Source organism: Clostridium omnivorum, from assembly GCF_026012015.1.
Lineage (GTDB): Bacteria > Bacillota > Clostridia > Clostridiales > Clostridiaceae > Clostridium_AX > Clostridium_AX omnivorum.
In genome coordinates this window covers 4,258,611-4,274,840 of sequence record NZ_BRXR01000001.1, presented here as the reverse complement: position 1 = coordinate 4,274,840, position 16,230 = coordinate 4,258,611, and the positions used below count along the sequence as shown (strand labels likewise).

The 16,230-nt window shown below is 32.0% G+C and carries 19 protein-coding genes; 11 read left to right on the top strand and 8 right to left on the bottom strand.

The window, feature by feature from the left end:
• Window positions 1–88 precede the first annotated feature (88 nt).
• The 3 genes from bsdE14_RS20290 to bsdE14_RS20280 are packed head-to-tail and all read left to right on the top strand — an operon-like array spanning window position 89 to window position 1,345.
• Window positions 89–478, top strand: a complete 390-nt coding sequence (locus tag bsdE14_RS20290) for a 4Fe-4S binding protein (protein WP_264851830.1) — start codon at window positions 89–91, stop codon at window positions 476–478.
• A 41-nt stretch (window positions 479–519) separates the two neighbouring features.
• Entirely contained in the window at window positions 520–801 is a 282-nt protein-coding gene (locus tag bsdE14_RS20285) for a 4Fe-4S binding protein (RefSeq protein ID WP_264851829.1), read from the top strand.
• Window positions 802–811: 10 nt separating this feature from the next.
• On the top strand, window positions 812–1,345 hold the full coding sequence (locus tag bsdE14_RS20280; RefSeq protein WP_264851828.1) for a PadR family transcriptional regulator: 534 nt from the start codon (window positions 812–814) through the stop codon (window positions 1,343–1,345).
• A 446-nt stretch (window positions 1,346–1,791) separates the two neighbouring features.
• On the opposite strand, the gene bsdE14_RS20275 is transcribed toward bsdE14_RS20280, so the two are convergent.
• Window positions 1,792–2,604 (bottom strand): alpha/beta fold hydrolase, encoded by an 813-nt coding sequence (locus tag bsdE14_RS20275; protein WP_264851827.1) that lies wholly within the window; start codon window positions 2,602–2,604, stop codon window positions 1,792–1,794.
• Between the two features lie 295 nt (window positions 2,605–2,899).
• On the opposite strand from bsdE14_RS20275, the gene bsdE14_RS20270 reads away from it, so the two are divergent.
• Together bsdE14_RS20270 and bsdE14_RS20265 are read left to right on the top strand one after the other, a co-directional pair.
• Complete coding sequence (locus bsdE14_RS20270; RefSeq protein WP_264852310.1) at window positions 2,900–4,333, top strand: MFS transporter; 1,434 nt, start codon at window positions 2,900–2,902, stop codon at window positions 4,331–4,333.
• A gap of 96 nt (window positions 4,334–4,429) precedes the next feature.
• Entirely contained in the window at window positions 4,430–5,545 is a 1,116-nt protein-coding gene (locus bsdE14_RS20265) for an NAD(P)/FAD-dependent oxidoreductase (protein WP_264851826.1), read from the top strand.
• Between the two features lie 180 nt (window positions 5,546–5,725).
• Here bsdE14_RS20265 and bsdE14_RS20260 read toward each other — a convergent pair whose 3' ends face one another.
• Window positions 5,726–6,244: a GNAT family N-acetyltransferase gene (locus bsdE14_RS20260; RefSeq protein ID WP_264851825.1), complete on the bottom strand. Its 519-nt coding sequence runs from the start codon at window positions 6,242–6,244 to the stop codon at window positions 5,726–5,728.
• A gap of 186 nt (window positions 6,245–6,430) precedes the next feature.
• Here bsdE14_RS20260 and bsdE14_RS20255 point away from each other — a divergent pair, with 186 nt between their 5' ends.
• From bsdE14_RS20255 to bsdE14_RS20245, 3 genes are all read left to right on the top strand, one after another.
• Window positions 6,431–7,546, top strand: a complete 1,116-nt coding sequence (locus tag bsdE14_RS20255; protein ID WP_264851823.1) for an Ldh family oxidoreductase — start codon at window positions 6,431–6,433, stop codon at window positions 7,544–7,546.
• Window positions 7,547–7,669: 123 nt separating this feature from the next.
• Window positions 7,670–7,945, top strand: coding sequence for a hypothetical protein (locus bsdE14_RS20250; RefSeq protein WP_264851822.1), 276 nt, complete (start codon window positions 7,670–7,672; stop codon window positions 7,943–7,945).
• Window positions 7,946–8,064: 119 nt separating this feature from the next.
• Window positions 8,065–8,724: an HAD family hydrolase gene (locus bsdE14_RS20245; RefSeq protein WP_264851821.1), complete on the top strand. Its 660-nt coding sequence runs from the start codon at window positions 8,065–8,067 to the stop codon at window positions 8,722–8,724.
• Window positions 8,725–8,832: 108 nt separating this feature from the next.
• On the opposite strand, the gene bsdE14_RS20240 is transcribed toward bsdE14_RS20245, so the two are convergent.
• On the bottom strand, window positions 8,833–10,011 hold the full coding sequence (locus bsdE14_RS20240; RefSeq protein WP_264851820.1) for a hypothetical protein: 1,179 nt from the start codon (window positions 10,009–10,011) through the stop codon (window positions 8,833–8,835).
• Window positions 10,012–10,081: 70 nt separating this feature from the next.
• On the opposite strand from bsdE14_RS20240, the gene bsdE14_RS20235 reads away from it, so the two are divergent.
• Entirely contained in the window at window positions 10,082–10,858 is a 777-nt protein-coding gene (locus bsdE14_RS20235; RefSeq protein ID WP_264851819.1) for a hypothetical protein, read from the top strand.
• 84 nt (window positions 10,859–10,942) lie between these two features.
• Here the strand turns inward: bsdE14_RS20235 and bsdE14_RS20230 are convergent, their stop codons facing one another.
• On the bottom strand, window positions 10,943–11,179 hold the full coding sequence (locus tag bsdE14_RS20230; protein WP_264851818.1) for a hypothetical protein: 237 nt from the start codon (window positions 11,177–11,179) through the stop codon (window positions 10,943–10,945).
• Window positions 11,180–11,536: 357 nt separating this feature from the next.
• Between bsdE14_RS20230 and bioB the strand changes: the two genes are divergently transcribed.
• Both bioB and bsdE14_RS20220 read left to right on the top strand, forming a co-directional pair.
• Window positions 11,537–12,493 (top strand): biotin synthase BioB, encoded by a 957-nt coding sequence (gene bioB / locus bsdE14_RS20225; RefSeq protein ID WP_264851817.1) that lies wholly within the window; start codon window positions 11,537–11,539, stop codon window positions 12,491–12,493.
• A 37-nt stretch (window positions 12,494–12,530) separates the two neighbouring features.
• Window positions 12,531–13,079 (top strand): biotin transporter BioY, encoded by a 549-nt coding sequence (locus bsdE14_RS20220; RefSeq protein ID WP_264851816.1) that lies wholly within the window; start codon window positions 12,531–12,533, stop codon window positions 13,077–13,079.
• 133 nt (window positions 13,080–13,212) lie between these two features.
• On the opposite strand, the gene bsdE14_RS20215 is transcribed toward bsdE14_RS20220, so the two are convergent.
• The 4 genes from bsdE14_RS20215 to bsdE14_RS20200 form a co-directional block, all read right to left on the bottom strand.
• Window positions 13,213–14,157 (bottom strand): amidohydrolase family protein, encoded by a 945-nt coding sequence (locus bsdE14_RS20215; RefSeq protein WP_264851815.1) that lies wholly within the window; start codon window positions 14,155–14,157, stop codon window positions 13,213–13,215.
• 158 nt (window positions 14,158–14,315) lie between these two features.
• Window positions 14,316–14,933 (bottom strand): HAD family hydrolase, encoded by a 618-nt coding sequence (locus bsdE14_RS20210; protein WP_264851814.1) that lies wholly within the window; start codon window positions 14,931–14,933, stop codon window positions 14,316–14,318.
• A gap of 77 nt (window positions 14,934–15,010) precedes the next feature.
• Window positions 15,011–15,895, bottom strand: a complete 885-nt coding sequence (locus bsdE14_RS20205) for a class I SAM-dependent methyltransferase (RefSeq protein WP_264851813.1) — start codon at window positions 15,893–15,895, stop codon at window positions 15,011–15,013.
• 96 nt (window positions 15,896–15,991) lie between these two features.
• A complete protein-coding gene (locus bsdE14_RS20200; RefSeq protein ID WP_264851812.1) occupies window positions 15,992–16,114 on the bottom strand; it encodes a hypothetical protein in 123 nt (40 codons plus the stop codon).
• Window positions 16,115–16,230: the final 116 nt, after the last annotated feature.

Below are 16,230 nucleotides of genomic sequence, written 5' to 3'. Positions count from 1 at the left end.
AAAAAAGTAGTTATACTCTATAGTGTTGACTAATATATCAACTTGATATATTATTTATATATCAGATTGATATATGGAGGGATGGACTTTGAAAAGACAAAAGGTTAGAAAACTTCTTCTGGTTACAGCATTTTTATTATTTCCTATTACTATGTGGTATCTTTCACCATACATTATTATTCAAGGTGCTATGGAAAGAATTATTAATGGAAGTTTTATTGTATTTTCCATTATGTTGTTTGGTTCAATATTTTTAGGGAGATTCTTTTGCGGATATTTATGCCCTGCAGGCGGTCTGCAAGAATGTGCTTTCTCCATAAATGATAAATCACCAAAACAAAGCTGGAGAAATAATATTAAATATGTTATCTGGTGTGTTTGGATAGCTGCAGTTATAGCAAGCTTTATTTTAGGTAAAAACAATGTGACTATAGATCCTTTTTATATGACTGATCATGGAATATTTATTGCTTTATAATCTATTATGGCGTTATATTATTGATTTTCATTCCCGCAATTTTGTTTGGCAAAAGAACTTTCTGCCATTACTTTTGCTGGATGGCACCATTCATGGTTATTGGAGTAAAACTAGGCAAACTGATGCATGTTCCGCAGCTGCATATCAAAGTAAATCATGAAAAATGTATCTCATGCAAGCAGTGCAATAAAAAATGTCCTATGAGCTTAGATGTGGTAGGAATGGTGTCTAAAGGACAATTAAGTAATACGGAATGTATATTATGTGGTGAATGTATAGATATATGTCCAAAAAAAGTACTAAGATATAGTATGAAGAAATGAGGAAATTATAATGGCAAATGACAAGAAAATGGATCAAGTGATTTTGGGGCTGTTAAGCCATGAATCCTTGACAGGATATGAAATAAAAAAACGTATTGACACAATGTTAAAATACTTCTGGAGCGGCAGCTATGGAAGTATTTATCCAACCCTCAGTTCATTAGTGGCGGATGGCTTTGTTACGAAAAATGAGACTGTGGAAAATGGCAGAGATAAAATCATTTATACTATTACAAATACTGGACGATATCATTTACAGGAATGGCTTGCTATTCCTGTAACAAAGGACGAACTTCGCTATGAGACTCTTTTAAAACTATTTTTCGGCAGTGTTGCTGGTACAAAGATTTCACTAGAGCATATTGAGAATTTTGAGGAAAAGATAAAAAACGAACTTATCGTTTTGAAGGGAGCAGTAATGTCTTTAGAAGGCATTCTTCAAGATGATGCCCATAAATATTACTTTCTCACTGCCCTATTTGGAGTAAAAGCCTATGAAGCATATTTGGATTGGTGTGATGAAGCAAAGAAAATTTTGAAGTGATATAAGGGAAATCTTTATGTGAATACCAATTTTACAAATAGGTATGGGGGTTATAAAGAAATGATTATTCATTGGATAGTTTTATTATTTATTGTATGCTTTTTAGCATTTTCCTACTATAAGCAATATTCTCTCAAAGCAAGACTTATCACATTAGCTGTAGTTTTTTTAATATCATTAATTTTAGTATCACCCTTATTGGGTTTCTCACTATTAACACTTTTAGGGCTTTTTCTAATTGAGAAGGTCTGGCTTTTGCTAGCTTTAATATTATTTATAGAATCAGTTAGAAATAAGGAATATCGAATACTAAAGATAATTTTAGCAGTTCTTTCATTAATATTGCTTTTCTATATTCGAACTGTAATTTAAAGTTATAGATAAAAATAGACGAGTTGAATACAGTAAATTCTTTAGTAACAATATCGTATTCAACTCGTTATTAACTATTCTTCTATAAACTTCACTAATTCTTTATTAAATTTATCGCGTTCATCATAAAATGCCCCATGTCCGCTGTAATTAAAAGGTATAAGTTTTGAATTTCTAATAGTTTGCTTTTGTATTTCCCCTAATTCAAAAGGTACTACTTCATCATGAATCCCATGGATGATTAAAGTAGGAACATTTATTGCTTTCAGATCCGAAAAAAGCACTTCATTTATCCAAGTTTTTGCTATAGCTGCTGTGGCCCAACCTGATGCTTGTAATCCTAATTGGAAGAACCATTCTGAAAAAGCTTCAGATATATGCTTATAGAAAAAGTTATCACCAAAGCCCTGAAGCATTTTAGGACGGTCACTGTATGTTCCATCAATTATTTGCAAGACAGTTTCTTTGTTCAGACCATAAGGAAAATTAGGACGCTTAATAAGACTAGGTGCCGCTGCCGCAAAAAGAGCCAGTTTTGATACTCCATAGCCTTTATGGCGAGCCATATATCTTATGGCAATTGCTCCTCCAGTTGAATGTCCTGCCAGAGTAATATCCTTTAGCTTTAATGAATCTATTACAACTCTAACATCATCTGACAACCTGTCGTAATTATAGCCGTTCCAAGGCTTATCCGAATATCCAAATCCCCTGGTATCAATACCTATGCATCTAAACCCCATCTTAGGAAGACTGTCAAACTGATATTCAAACAGTTTATGACTTCCAGGCCACCCGTGTAAAAATAAGATTGTCTTATTGCCTTTTGGGTTAAGATCCTCCACGTAAATTTTCACATCAGCTTCTGCCTTAATATAGTAGCCCATTCACAACCTCCAAAAAATAGTTATTACATATTTAGGTTATTCATTTAAGTATAATGTTGCGCATTGTTTAACACCTATACTCCATGTTTTTATTAAATTTTTTATAGTGTATTGGGCTCGAATTTAAAACTGCAATAGTCATCAGTTATCATCTGCTCAAATCTGAATAGAACAAGCATTTGAGTTCAGCGGATTTGTGATTATTCTTGTTTCTATAGTACCATTTCTCAATGATTCTAATATAATAATACTGAATTAGTTAAATAGAGTGAAAGAAAGGATGTGTTTTTTTGCAATGGAAGCATACAATAAGAGTGTCTATAAAAATCGATGGATGATATTATCGGTTGTAGTTCTACTTCCATTTATGGCAACCCTGGACAGCACCATTGTAAACGTAGCACTGCCAGTGATGGTTAATATATTTTCAGTTACTATGTCCTCTATACAGCTAATAGTAATTTGTTATCTCATTTCAATAGTTAGCACAATATTATTCTTTGGCAGATTAGGTGATATAAAGGGAAAATCTATAGTTTTTAATATTGGATTACTTGTATTTACTGCTGGATCATTGCTTTGTGGATTATCAGAAAATCTTACCTTTCTAGTGCTTGCAAGGATTGTTCAAGCTTTAGGTGCCTCCGCTGCTATGGCAAATAATCAAGGAATAATTACTCAAGTGTTCCCTTCAAACGAAAGAGGAAGAGCCCTTGGTATATCTGGAACCTTTTTAGCATTGGGCACAATGATTGGACCGCCTTTAGGAGGTTTTATTGTCTCCTACTTCAGTTGGAATTATATTTTTCTTATAAATATACCTATAGGCATCATAGCTACTGCAGTTGGCTTTAAAATTTTGCCTTGCAGCATAAAAAATAAAACTGAGAATATTGATTTTCTTGGAGCTGTACTTTTTGGTATAAGCGTTATCCTAATGTTTTATTCTCTAGTAAGAGGTCAAACTATTGGTTATGGAAATACTGTAATCCTTGCTTCCTTTGCTGTTGCTATCTTTCTATTTATTATATTTATATTTATAGAAGAGAAATCAAAGTATCCACTTTTAGATCTTTCTATATTTAAAAATTCTCTTTTTTCTGTTGGAATATTATGTACCTTTATCTCCTATATGTCTATCAACAGCAATAACATAGTCCAACCTTTTTATCTTGAAAATGTTTTGAAAATTGCTCCAAGCACTACGGGTATTATTATGATGACCTACCCTGTAATCCTAACCATGATTTCCCCTTTCAGCGGCTATCTGTCTGATAAAATTGGATCAGAGTTTTTAACTTTCATAGGACTATTACTTATAGGTACATCAATGCTGCTAATGGCAACTTTAAGCCAAGATACTCCAATTTGGCTCATGTGCATATATATATCAATAATGGCTATAGGAAACGGTTTGTTTTTACCTCCTAATAACTCCTTAGTAATGTCCTCAGCTCCAAGGGATAAGCTTGGCATTGCTGGAAGTGTAAATGCTTTTATTAGAAATTTAGGACAATCGTCTGGTGTTGCACTGTCAACCTTACTTCTCTATTCCTTAATGAGTATAAAAATGGGCACTAAAGTATTTGGTTACGTAGAAGGTAGAAATGGCGTATTCATTTTTGGAATGAGATATGTGTATATTATGGATGCTCTCATATGCCTTCTAGGAGTTGTGCTTACAGCTATAAGGTTAAAAAAGAAAAAAATAGTGAACCACATGCCATAGGGACATTTCATTTTGCACAATACAATAACAAAATTTCATTTTAATGTATACAAAGTTTATTATGATAAAAACTATTCATGCATGGAGGTGTTTACTATGGAAGTTGCTATTATGGGAGCAGGAATGTCTGGATTATCTTGTGCTATAACCTTAGAAAGACATGGTATTAAACCAGCTATTTTTGAAAAAAGAAATCGTGTTGGAGATAGATTTGTGAATGGAGAAGCTACCTTTAGCATTCTAAATAGGCCAATTAAAGATGATTTGCTGCATCTTAAAGAAAATTTCCATATAAATTTAGTGCCTACAGATACGGTTAAAAAATTAGTGGTACATTCTAAAAATGAAGTGGGAAGCATTGATGGTACTATAGGTTATGTGAATATTAGAGGCAGGCATCAAAATTCTTATGAATGTCAATTAGAAAAGCAGGTTAAAACTAAAATTAACTTTAATTCCACTTATGAATATGAACAATTATGCAAGGAATTTGAATATATAATATTAGCACCTGGAGATGGTGAATATGCTGCTAAACTTGGAAATTACAGATGTGACCTAACCTGCACCATAAAAGGTGCAACAGTTGAGGGTGAATTTCTTACAAGTATTGCTCATGTATGGTTTAACTATGATATAATTCCAAAGGGATATGCATGGCTGATACCTTTTTCTGAAAGTGAAGCTAATTTGGTTATAGCTTATCCAGATTATCCAAACAATATAAAACTTGATATAAGCACTATATGGGAATCCTTTTATAGCACGGCTTGTAAAGATTTAGATCAAAATTTCAGGATTACTGATAGATTCGAGATTACAAGATATATGATGGGTATATGTGATAAGCCAATAATTGATAATACATATTTCGTAGGAAATTGTTTTGGGACAATATCACCAGGGCTTGGCTTTGGGCAGTTTGCTTCAATGCTAACAGGTATTTATTCAGCTTATGATTTGTGCAATTTGGGTAAATATGAGGAACTAGTAAAACCATTATTTGAAAACTATAATAAATCAATTATACTAAGAAGATTTTTGGAAAATCTGAATGATAACAATATAGATTTAATAATAAAAAACTTAGATAATAAATTGTTTAATGGGATAATTGATAAAGTATGCAGTAATGAAAGCCAGCTTGAAGTACTTAAAGTCTTGACCCCTTCAATGACTATCTGGAATAATTATAAAAATTCAAAAGCTTAATATTAAGAGTCAAACCTAAAGGGAGCTCTCCACAGTTCCCTTTGTTGTTTTAAAAATATTGCTATGAGAATTAAATTAAAGTTATTCTTTCAATATATAACTCTCAAAATAACTTTCCTGTTAGGGCTTCACCTTATATAATTTACAAACTAAAATATAATAAAAAATAATATATCCTTGTTAATAGTATGTTACTGCAATACTATACTTGTATAGCCATTCATTTTCTTCTTCATCAAAGATAGTTCCTAATAGTTTTCCATTGCTCTTTTCAATAATCTTCTTTGAGGCTATATTGTCTATATTGCAGGTTACAATAGCCTCTTCTATTCCTAACTCTCTAGCCTTTATTAATGCCAGTTTTAAAATTTGAGCTCCATAACCTCTATTCCTATAGTCTGGTGATATATCATAACCAATATGACCTGCACATTCTACCTCTTGGTGTCTAACTCTTACTACTCCTACAACTTCTTTTTCATCGATTAACCAAAAAGTTGAAGTAGCTACCTCCCCTTCAGGTAAGTTATTTTCCTTGGAATAATAGTAAACATTGTTTAAATAGCCCTCATAATTTTCTAATGCGCTTTTATATTTATTAAAATAATAGTTATCATTTATTCTTTTGTATGCTAAAACGTAATTTTCAAAGCTCCTTTTATATTCACTGCTAGGCTCAGCTAAAAATAAATCTGACATAAACTACCTCCTTATCAAAATTAATAAAACGATAAGCAAATTATACCACAATTTCCCTATCACCGATACTTAATTCTTGATGTCAGGAAATACCCCTTCCACTATTTTTCAAAGTTGACTGCTTATTATAACAGGCATATAATTAAACTAATATTTAGAATATTCAAATACAAAGGGGCGATGTTTATGCATGCTGAAAATGTTTGCTGGATTCCATTTGATGTTATGGAAAGCTTTATGGTGGAAGTTTTTAAGGGAGTAGGAGTTCCTGAAGAAGATGCTAAGATATGCGCAGATGTATTAATTACAGCTGACAAAAGAGGAATAGACTCTCATGGAGTAGGAAGATTGAAGCCTATATATTACGATAGAATCAAAGAAGGCATACAAAATGTTATTACAAATTTTGAGATAATTAAAGAAACCCCTACCACTGCCGTAATAGATGGTCACGATGGAATGGGACATGTTATAGCTAAAAAAGCTATGCAAATAGCTATTGATAAAGCTAAAGTCTATGGTCTTGGAATGACAGTAGTAAGAAACTCGACTCACTATGGAATTGCAGGCTACTATCCATTGATGGCAATAGAAAATGGTATGATAGGAATTACTGGTACAAATGCTCGTCCATCTATAGCACCTACTTTTGGTGTTGAAAATATGCTTGGAACAAATCCTCTAACATTTGGTATGCCTACAGATGAAGATTTTCCATTTGTTTTAGATTGTGCTACTTCTATTAGTCAAAGAGGGAAAATTGAAGTTTACGATAGAGAAAATAAAGAGCTTCCTCCTGGATGGGTAATCGATGAAAAGGGTAATACACGAACAGATACTCATAAAATACTTGAAGATTTAGTTAAAGGAACCGCTGCCTTAACTCCTCTTGGAGGAATTGGAGAGGAAACTGCTGGGTACAAAGGCTATGGTTATGCAGCCGTCGTTGAAATATTATCAGCTGCCCTTCAAGGTGGTACCTTCTTAAAGGGGCTTCTAGGCTTTGAAAATGGTAAGAAGGTTCCTTATCATCTTGGACATTTCTTTATTGCTATCAATATTGAAAGCTTTACTGATTTAGAAAGCTTTAAAAAGACTACTGGAGAGATCTTAAGAGACCTTAGGAATTCTAAGAAGGCTCCTGGCCAAAATAGAATATATACTGCTGGTGAAAAGGAATACGAGGCTTGGTTATTCAGAAAAGATAAAGGAGTTCCGGTAAATGAAGTGCTGCAAAAGCAAATGCTTCAGCTAAAAAAAGAACTTAGTTTAACACAATTTACATTCCCTTTTGAAAAATAGCTTTAAAGAGGTACCCTCGGGTGCCTCTTTTAGTTTATAAAATCCTTCTAATTTTACAGCTTTGGAGCAAACTCTTACCTAACATGTTATAATAATATTAGTTTAAAAGAAGGAGCTGAAAATATGAGCAACATAACTACCGAATTAGCACTACTTTATAAATCTGCAAAAAAGGATCCTTTATTAAAAAAGAGGTTGCTGGAAACACGTATTTCTAATGATCCAATGGATTCCTTTTGTAAAATAGCTTGTGAAGTTGGGCATCCTATGACTGTTGGGGAACTTTTTTCCGTTGGACAAGAGTATAGCGATAATCAATGCAAAAGCACAAACGGAGGCAATCCCTACCCTTACGACTTTTTTGATGATGCCTATGAAATGTTTTTGTCTTCACTATAAGACTTAAAATACGATTATATTCAACCAATACCACTATCTTCCGTTAATAAGCTTATATTCAGATAATTGTTATAAAAAATCAAAAGCAATAATTAATTCAATCAAATGGGGGTTTTGATTTGAGATATAGATGCTTAATTTTAGATCATGATGATACTGTTGTTAAAAGTACACCAGAGATCCATTACCCTTCTTTTTTAGAAGCTTTAAAAACACTACGACCGGAAATTCAGTCCTTAAGCCTTGAGGAATTTGTTTCATATTGTTTTAATCCTGGATTTTCAGAACTGTGCAAAGATGTATTAAAATTCAATAAAGATGAGCAAGAGTATCAGTATAAAGTATGGAAAAACTTCACTGAAAAAAAACATCCTGACTTTTATCCAGGTTTTTCTGAATTAGTAGCAGAATATAAAAAATTAGGTGGAATAATATGTGTTGTCTCTCATTCAGAAAGTGTGCAGATTATGCGAGATTATATAATACACTGTAATTTGACTCCTGATTTAATATTTGGCTGGGAGCTAGAAGAACATCAGAGAAAGCCCAATCCTTATCCAATTATTGAAATTATGAAAAACTTTAATTTAAGTAATAATGAAATCTTAGTATTAGATGATTTAAAACCAGGACTAGATATGGCAAGAAGCTGCAATGTGTCTTTTGCTGCAGCAGGTTGGTCGCATATAGTTCCTGAAATTGAAAATTATATGAGAAAAAACTCCGACTTTTATTTTTCAACTGTGGATGCATTTAAGGAGTTTATATTGTCTACCTAAAACCTTTTCTTTTAGAATGTATAAAAGAGCATTGTATGCTCTTTTTTATACTATGTCACTTACATCCATGAAATACAATCTAAAAAAATCGCTCTAAAGACTGTGCTGTTATTCACTTTTAACGATCATATCTGTGATATCCTTAGTCAAGTTACCCTTGTGATCACAAATTTTTATTTTTACATTGTTGTTTTCTAAGGTGAAGTAAAGAATATAAGATTCATTCATGCTTATTGGGCCAAATATATTCTCACCACTAACTATAACTTTTGGATTTTGTTCAAGCCCACATATCTTCAAGTTCCCTTTATGATTTTCGTCATAGCTTATGTAGACTAAATAAAATTCTTTATTATAAGTGATTGAATCCAATGAAGGAACTGCCCCAAAGGGATCAGTATTATAGGGAATCATGTCCAAACTATAATAGTCATCATTATTATATTTATCTATTGTCTGCCTTATCATAAACAGATTTAGTTTCTTGTTATTTCCATGTTCATTTAAAATGTTCATTCCAGTAAAGCCAAAACTATTTTCTATACCTCTAGCACTTACTACATCCTTTATAATAGGCGTATTTAAAGAATTTATTGGGGCTCCACCCTTCATAGCAAAGAGATCTATCCTATTTCTACTTACAGAGGTATACGTAATAATATTATCTAAAGAGTCTAGATTAGCTATATAAAGTGGCTTTGTATAATAGGTAGTTACATCTTTTATTCTATTATTAGTAAAAAAAGCATTAAAATTACCATTTTGAATCTCTTTAACGTAGAGAAGATTATCATTTTCCCTAGTATAAATAAGTTTACCTTTATAATCCATGCTGGTTGCAGTATCAAACCCTGCTATTTCAACCCTTTGCTGAGTTGCAGACCCCGGTTCTCCAGTACGATAATTAACTATTATTATACCTTTGTCATAGGCTACTATAATGTTATTCAGCCCCATTGGAGAATCAAATATCACTATATTATTCAGATTTTTATGTGCAGCAAATTCGGCCAATAACCCTGATTTACCAGTATCAACATTTAGATTATATAAGTAGGATATATCCCCATATTCAGTTTTTTTCGTAGATAGAATTACTAAGGATTTTGAATCATTCATGTATTTGTTCGTCCATAGTATTTTTTTTATTATTCCAAATCTTCGAGAATCAATTGAAATTGAAGGCTGTTTAAATTGTGGAACTTGAACACTGTTTTCAATTTTATAAGCTATGATGGTAAGCATAATCATAAATAATGTCACTATAGTCATGAAATATTTCCTCATAACACACCTCCAATATATGGTATAATATTAATTATATTACATATTCATATAGTTTTAAAGGAGATAAATTATGAGTATTTCGGAAAGATTTAGCGAGAGCTTTAAGTTTATAACTAAAAGATTATGGATTATTTTTATTCCTATTATACTTGATCTGGCTAATCTACTTAGCTGGGAAAAAGTTTATCATACTACTTATAATCCTACTCAAAAGATGTTTATGCTAAAATTAGGCTTTATAGGTGCTCCTCCAAGTGTGAATTTCTTATTGGAAGATTTCCCAATGACTTTATTTAAATATGATAGCGGTAGCTTTACAGGTATAATAAATAAGATTAGCATATTTAATGCTGCGCTATTTATAACTGTACTGCTTATTACAAGTTTCCTTAGCAGCGGATATTTAAGCATTGTTGGTACTAGCTTTGAGAAAGAGGCTTCTATAAAAGACTTTTTTATTAAAGGTAATAAAAGGTGGGCAAAGTTTTTAATACTGAACTTAATAACTGGGCTTCCGATTATACTGACCATTTATGATAAAAATTTTATATTTCTTTCTTTTGTAAATATAATATTTGTATATGTTAAGTATTCTTTCGTTACGGACGAAGTTAGTATTTTGAAAAACTTTGGACTCGGAATGGCATTTTTGTTTAACAATTTAGGAATTTCAATAAAAATGGCACTTTATTTTGGCATCATATTTTCCTTCATTAGTCTAATAGTATTCCCATTAGCCAACTTAGGCAGTATAGGTATAATTATAGATATCATAATTTGTGCCTTTGTTGGAGCTTGTACAAATAAAGCAGTATTAGAAGTATATGCAGCTGAGAAAAATGCTTAACTTTGATTAATAAAAATGTAAATAGAACATTTTCTAATAGTTAATGGAAGATTGTAATGGGAGAAAATTAAACATTATATCCAATTATTTCCAAGGAAATATCCCCTCACAATCCTTTTTTTCTTTTATTAAAGCGAGCTCTACAACCTTGGCATCAGCTAGATTAAAGCTTGCTTTTTTCCATATTAATATTTTATCATTTGGAGTCACAAAATACAGTGCTTTAATCTCTGCGTTACTACCGTATTTATCATAATATACTTTCTTTAAAAAATCTCCAATGGCATAATACATATCTCTAAAGCCTGGTATAGTACTCACTTCTTTGTCTTGATAACTGGTTGTTTAGAAGTTATGTAAAAATTGTCATCCTTGTCTATATCAAATGCCAGCCTATTTAATCTATATCCATGTTCTATTTTTACATCATAGGCTATCTTTCAGTCCGCTAACACGGATACCTCAGTAACTCTAATTACACTTGTAAGAACAGGAACAATTGTTATATCTTGGGCAATAGCTTCACTTCTGCTTCACTCAATTTTTATTGTTAACCACATTTTAATATTGAGTTGACAATGCTGTTTTTTTCATATATAATTCCTAATATGTTATACATATTTTTTAATAATCTTAGAATGCTTTACTTGGTTTAAGTATTTATATGGAGGAATTTATATGAAAGCTTTAGCAAAAGAAATTATTGAAGGTAGGCGTTTAAAAAGATCAGAGGACTTAAGCTTCTTTTTAAATGCAAATACAGAAGAACTGCTTGAAGGTGCAAATATGATACGAAAAGCTATATGCGGAAATAAGGTTGATCTCTGCACCATTATAAATGCCCGTAGCGGACGCTGTAGTGAAAACTGTAAATTCTGTGCTCAATCTGCTCATCATAGCACTGGAATTAAAGAATATGAGTTTTTAGATTCTGAATTTATTTTGGAAGATTGTAAGAAAAATGAAGATAGCGGAGTACATAGATATTCAATAGTTACAGCTGGCAGGTCATTAGAAGGCATGGATTTTGATAAAGCTGTTGAGGCTTACTCAGAAATGTACAAGCAGTGTTCTATTAAGCTTTGTGCCTCTCATGGGCTTTTAACTGAAAAACAATTAGTTAGGCTAAAGAAAGCCGGCGTTTCAATGTATCATGCAAACTTAGAAACCTCTAAGCGCAACTTTCCTAATGTTTGTACTACTCATTCCTATGAGGATAAGGTTAATGAAATTATGCTAGCTAAAAAAGTAGGGCTTAGAGTCTGCTCTGGCGGCATCATCGGTATGGGAGAGACATGGGAGGATCGTATTGATATGGCATTGAGCTTATCTGAATTAGAAATAGAATCTATTCCTATCAATGCACTTATGCCTATTAAAGGAACCTGCTATGGACATTTAGATCCTCTTTCAGAAGATGATATTTTAAGAACAGTGGCTATCTTCCGTTTTATTAATCCTACTGCCTATATTCGCATGGCAGCTGGTAGAAACTACTTTAAAGATGGAGGTACAAGAATATTTCTTTCAGGTGCCAATGCTACAATCACTGGTAACATGTTAACCACTGTAGGTAATAATATTTCACAGGATAAAAAAATGCTGACTAAATTAGGTTTTGATATATCAAAATAAGTTTAAGTATTAATAAAATTGAAATGGAGAAATAATCATGGAAAAGAAATCTAATATCTATCAAATGGCAAATATCGGCCTCATGGCAGCTGTAATCTGTATTTTAGGACCTTTATCAATTCCTATTGGTGTTGTACCAATTTCCTTTACAAACCTAGCAATATATATTGTACTTTATGCTCTTGGTATGAAAAAAGGCTCTGCAAGCTACATAATATATATGTTAATTGGATTTGTTGGACTTCCTGTGTTTTCAAATTTTAGCGGTGGCCCCTCTAAGTTATTTGGACCCACAGGCGGATATATAATAGGCTTTTTCTTTATGTCACTAATTGCTGGTTTCTTTATTGATAATTACATTGATAAATGGTATTTATGTATGATAGGCATGATATTGGGAACTATAGTATGCTATGTTTTTGGATCTTTCTGGCTATCCTATCAGGCTCATTTGACCGCAAGCAAAGCCTTTGCAATAGGAGTGATTCCTTTTGTACCTGGAGACCTTGCAAAAATTTTAATTGCTTCTATTATAGGTCCTCAAATTCGAAAGAGACTGATTAAAGCTAATTTATTTTTTGTATAATTAGCATATAATGCCTAGGAGAATTAATTCTCCTAGGCATTATAATATTTCTAATAAATTCATTTTTCGTTCATTTTAACACTATACTTATTTGTGTATTCCTCGATTAATTATTCCACTCCTTATAACTAAACTATTTTAATCCATTAAGTCTTATCTCATTAAGCTCTTCAGCTGTAAACAAGCCACTAATGTATACATTTAAAAACTCTTGGGACACACTATTTCCAAACACTAAAACATCGTCTGAATTTATGGTTACTATAACTCCATTATCAAATAGTTTTCTTATACAGTGATCCTTATAAGAATAAACTCTTGATAATTTAATGTTGCTAGTAGGACAAATATTGAGTCTTATCTTGTTATCTGATAGAAAATTCATTACCTTTTGAGATTTAGCTGCCGCTATCCCATGCTGTACCTCGTCAAGTTCAAGCTCCTCAACTGCTCTCATAACATCGTCTGCAGAACCAAATTCTCCAACATGAGCTCTTAATATAAGTTTCTTTTCTCTAGCCTTTCTATACAAAGGCTTGAAATTTTCTATTGGCTGAGCAAATTCATCTGCGTATAAATCTATAGAATCAAAGCAATCTTGCTCAAAAAATGCTTCAGACCACTCTAGAAGTGATTCAACACTACAATACCTAGATAAACCAATTTGAAAACTCAACCTTGTATATGGAGCATATTTCTCTCTGCTGCTGTAAAAAGCATTTACTAATTCATTAATATCTCCACCATAAATCCCATCTAAAGCCCAAACATTTTCTCCTATATCCAAAACAGTAATGTTATCCTCATTAGCCTGCTGAAAACAGCTATCTATCGCAATTTTTCTTCCTTCCTTATCTTTAAATATGTCTCCTACATTTTCATTTACCCATCTACCCATTTCACCCATGCTTTTCAATTTATAACTTAAGGTTCTTATCAGCTTTCCGGTTTTTTTATATATGAAATCTTTATTTCCTCCCATTGTAAAGTGATTATGTAAATCTGCTTTAGGAACGCTCTTTAATAGATTAATATTCCTTGTTTTAAGTCCTTCAATAAATTTAAGTGAATCATCCATTTAAATCCCCCTTGAAATTAAAACCTTATAATCTGAGAGTATTTTCTGTATCTCTTTATGAATTTCAAGCCCATTACTTACACTTAACCTCAAATTGGGAAATAAAAAGTTACCTTTCCATCTATTCTTGCTGCATACTTATGCTCCAGGAATTAATCTTATATCAAATCCACAATTTGTTCCGGGTTTTCTAAAATATAATTTGCTTTAATTCCTTCTGAGGATTTAGCCCCCCATAATGCTAATGCAAAATCTATACCTGCACCATGTGCACATTCCATATCATACTTAGTATCTCCTACGTATATAGTCTTTGATTTATCTGCACCAGACAGCTCAATAAACTTTAAAATTGGCTCAGGACATGGCTTATGCTTTTCTGTATCATCCGCACAAACTACAATTTTAAAATAGCTCATTAACCCAAAAGGTACAAAATCACTTTGAAACTCTTCATTAGTTTTTGAAGTAACAATACCCATTGAAATTTCCATCTCTTTTAATCTAATTAAAGTATTCTTAATACCATCAAAAACCTTCACACTATGAAAATACTCTTTTAAATATTTATCCCATTTGTCAAGGCAAGAAGAAGTATTTTTAATTCCAAGCTTAGTTATAGTTACCTCCCCAGGAATACCTAAGGCAAATCTTAATTCCTCAAAACTCATATTTTTATTAAGTTCTTCATCTACTACTCTTTGAAGTGATTTAAGTACTGCACTTTCTGTATCTAAAATTGTGCCATCTATATCAAATATAATATTTTTATACATTGTTGCCCTCCCATGTAAAATTAACATTTACACAACTTTACCTTCAAAGTTGTATAAGTTTCTTTTTTCTCAGTGCATTATGAATTATAGCCATAAGAAATAAACATACAATTACTCCATACTATACTTAAATTATCCTTATTATCATGTAAATAATCTATAATTCTTTTCCTGCTTTCAAATTCATTATTTGCTTCAGCTTGTGTAAGTCCTCTATTAACTAAATTAGCTACAAAATTATCCTTTTGTTCTAGTGTCATTCTTTCATCATAAGATCCAGCCATAAATGCTTCCAACTGAGTTTCATATTCTGGATTTGAGGGATTTATATACTGCATAAAATCATTCACTCTAGTGTCAATATTTTGAAGCCCTACTTTTTCCATGTAGATTGGCAGTTTTAGTGCAACCTCAAAGTCTTTTCCTATTCTATCTAAATCATTCCTGCGAAGCTTTTGCTCAATTCCAAGTAAATTCATCCTACTGTAGTCCAAACCATCTATATATAATGAAGCACTTGACACATCCCTGCTAAGTTCTATACAGATAACCATACCCTGTGGTTTTACAGACGCCTTCATTTTCTCTAGTATACTAATTGGATCTTGAATATGCTGCAGCACTGTTTGACAAATTGCAATATCATATTTTTTCTCTGGTGCATACTCCTTTAAGTCACAAACTTCAAAAGATGTTTCGTATTCTGCGGTCTGAAACCTCTTTTTTGCATAATCCAATAATTTATCACCTATATCTACGCCCGTATATGTACTTCCCTTTGGTAAAATGGGAAGTAACAGTTCTCCTAAAAATCCAATTCCGCAGCCAAAATCAATGATTGATACTGGCTTAGTAATCTTCCAAACCTTTTCTACTAAGAATTCCATATAATCATCATTCCACCACGTTTTTCTTGATTTCTCCAAATAATCTACTGCTGTGTTCCAAATATTTGATTCCATACCGTTCCCCTTTTCAATTTATGCAACTGCATTAATCTTGCCCTTTATTTGATTATAATAACTATATATGGAAACTTCAAATAAATATATACATATTTATTTTATAAACCACCTTATTCCATTTATTATAAAGGTTAATACAAATGGACCTAACATTGATACTATAACTATCCCCCAAACTACTCTTGCAAATTTTTTACCACACTTCAATATTCTCACCTCTCTATTATAAAATATCATATTATAAGGTGGCATAATTGAAATAACTATTAACGATGTGTAAAAAAATAGCAAATTATTTAGATACTATTACCTTGTCGTGATTTATACATAAT

What these genes read in the sequence shown, in the direction of transcription:
- bsdE14_RS20280 (WP_264851828.1), top strand. Translation starts at nt 812, where the DNA reads ATGGCAAATGACAAGAAAATGGATCAAGTGATTTTGGGGCTGTTAAGC.
- bsdE14_RS20275 (WP_264851827.1), bottom strand. Translation starts at nt 2,604, where the DNA reads ATGGGCTACTATATTAAGGCAGAAGCTGATGTGAAAATTTACGTGGAG.
- bsdE14_RS20270 (WP_264852310.1), top strand. Translation starts at nt 2,900, where the DNA reads ATGGAAGCATACAATAAGAGTGTCTATAAAAATCGATGGATGATATTA.
- bsdE14_RS20265 (WP_264851826.1), top strand. Translation starts at nt 4,430, where the DNA reads ATGGAAGTTGCTATTATGGGAGCAGGAATGTCTGGATTATCTTGTGCT.
- bsdE14_RS20260 (WP_264851825.1), bottom strand. Translation starts at nt 6,244, where the DNA reads ATGTCAGATTTATTTTTAGCTGAGCCTAGCAGTGAATATAAAAGGAGC.
- bsdE14_RS20255 (WP_264851823.1), top strand. Translation starts at nt 6,431, where the DNA reads ATGCATGCTGAAAATGTTTGCTGGATTCCATTTGATGTTATGGAAAGC.
- bsdE14_RS20250 (WP_264851822.1), top strand. Translation starts at nt 7,670, where the DNA reads ATGAGCAACATAACTACCGAATTAGCACTACTTTATAAATCTGCAAAA.
- bsdE14_RS20240 (WP_264851820.1), bottom strand. Translation starts at nt 10,011, where the DNA reads ATGAGGAAATATTTCATGACTATAGTGACATTATTTATGATTATGCTT.
- bsdE14_RS20235 (WP_264851819.1), top strand. Translation starts at nt 10,082, where the DNA reads ATGAGTATTTCGGAAAGATTTAGCGAGAGCTTTAAGTTTATAACTAAA.
- bioB (WP_264851817.1), top strand. Translation starts at nt 11,537, where the DNA reads ATGAAAGCTTTAGCAAAAGAAATTATTGAAGGTAGGCGTTTAAAAAGA.
- bsdE14_RS20220 (WP_264851816.1), top strand. Translation starts at nt 12,531, where the DNA reads ATGGAAAAGAAATCTAATATCTATCAAATGGCAAATATCGGCCTCATG.
- bsdE14_RS20215 (WP_264851815.1), bottom strand. Translation starts at nt 14,157, where the DNA reads ATGGATGATTCACTTAAATTTATTGAAGGACTTAAAACAAGGAATATT.
- bsdE14_RS20210 (WP_264851814.1), bottom strand. Translation starts at nt 14,933, where the DNA reads ATGTATAAAAATATTATATTTGATATAGATGGCACAATTTTAGATACA.
- bsdE14_RS20205 (WP_264851813.1), bottom strand. Translation starts at nt 15,895, where the DNA reads ATGGAATCAAATATTTGGAACACAGCAGTAGATTATTTGGAGAAATCA.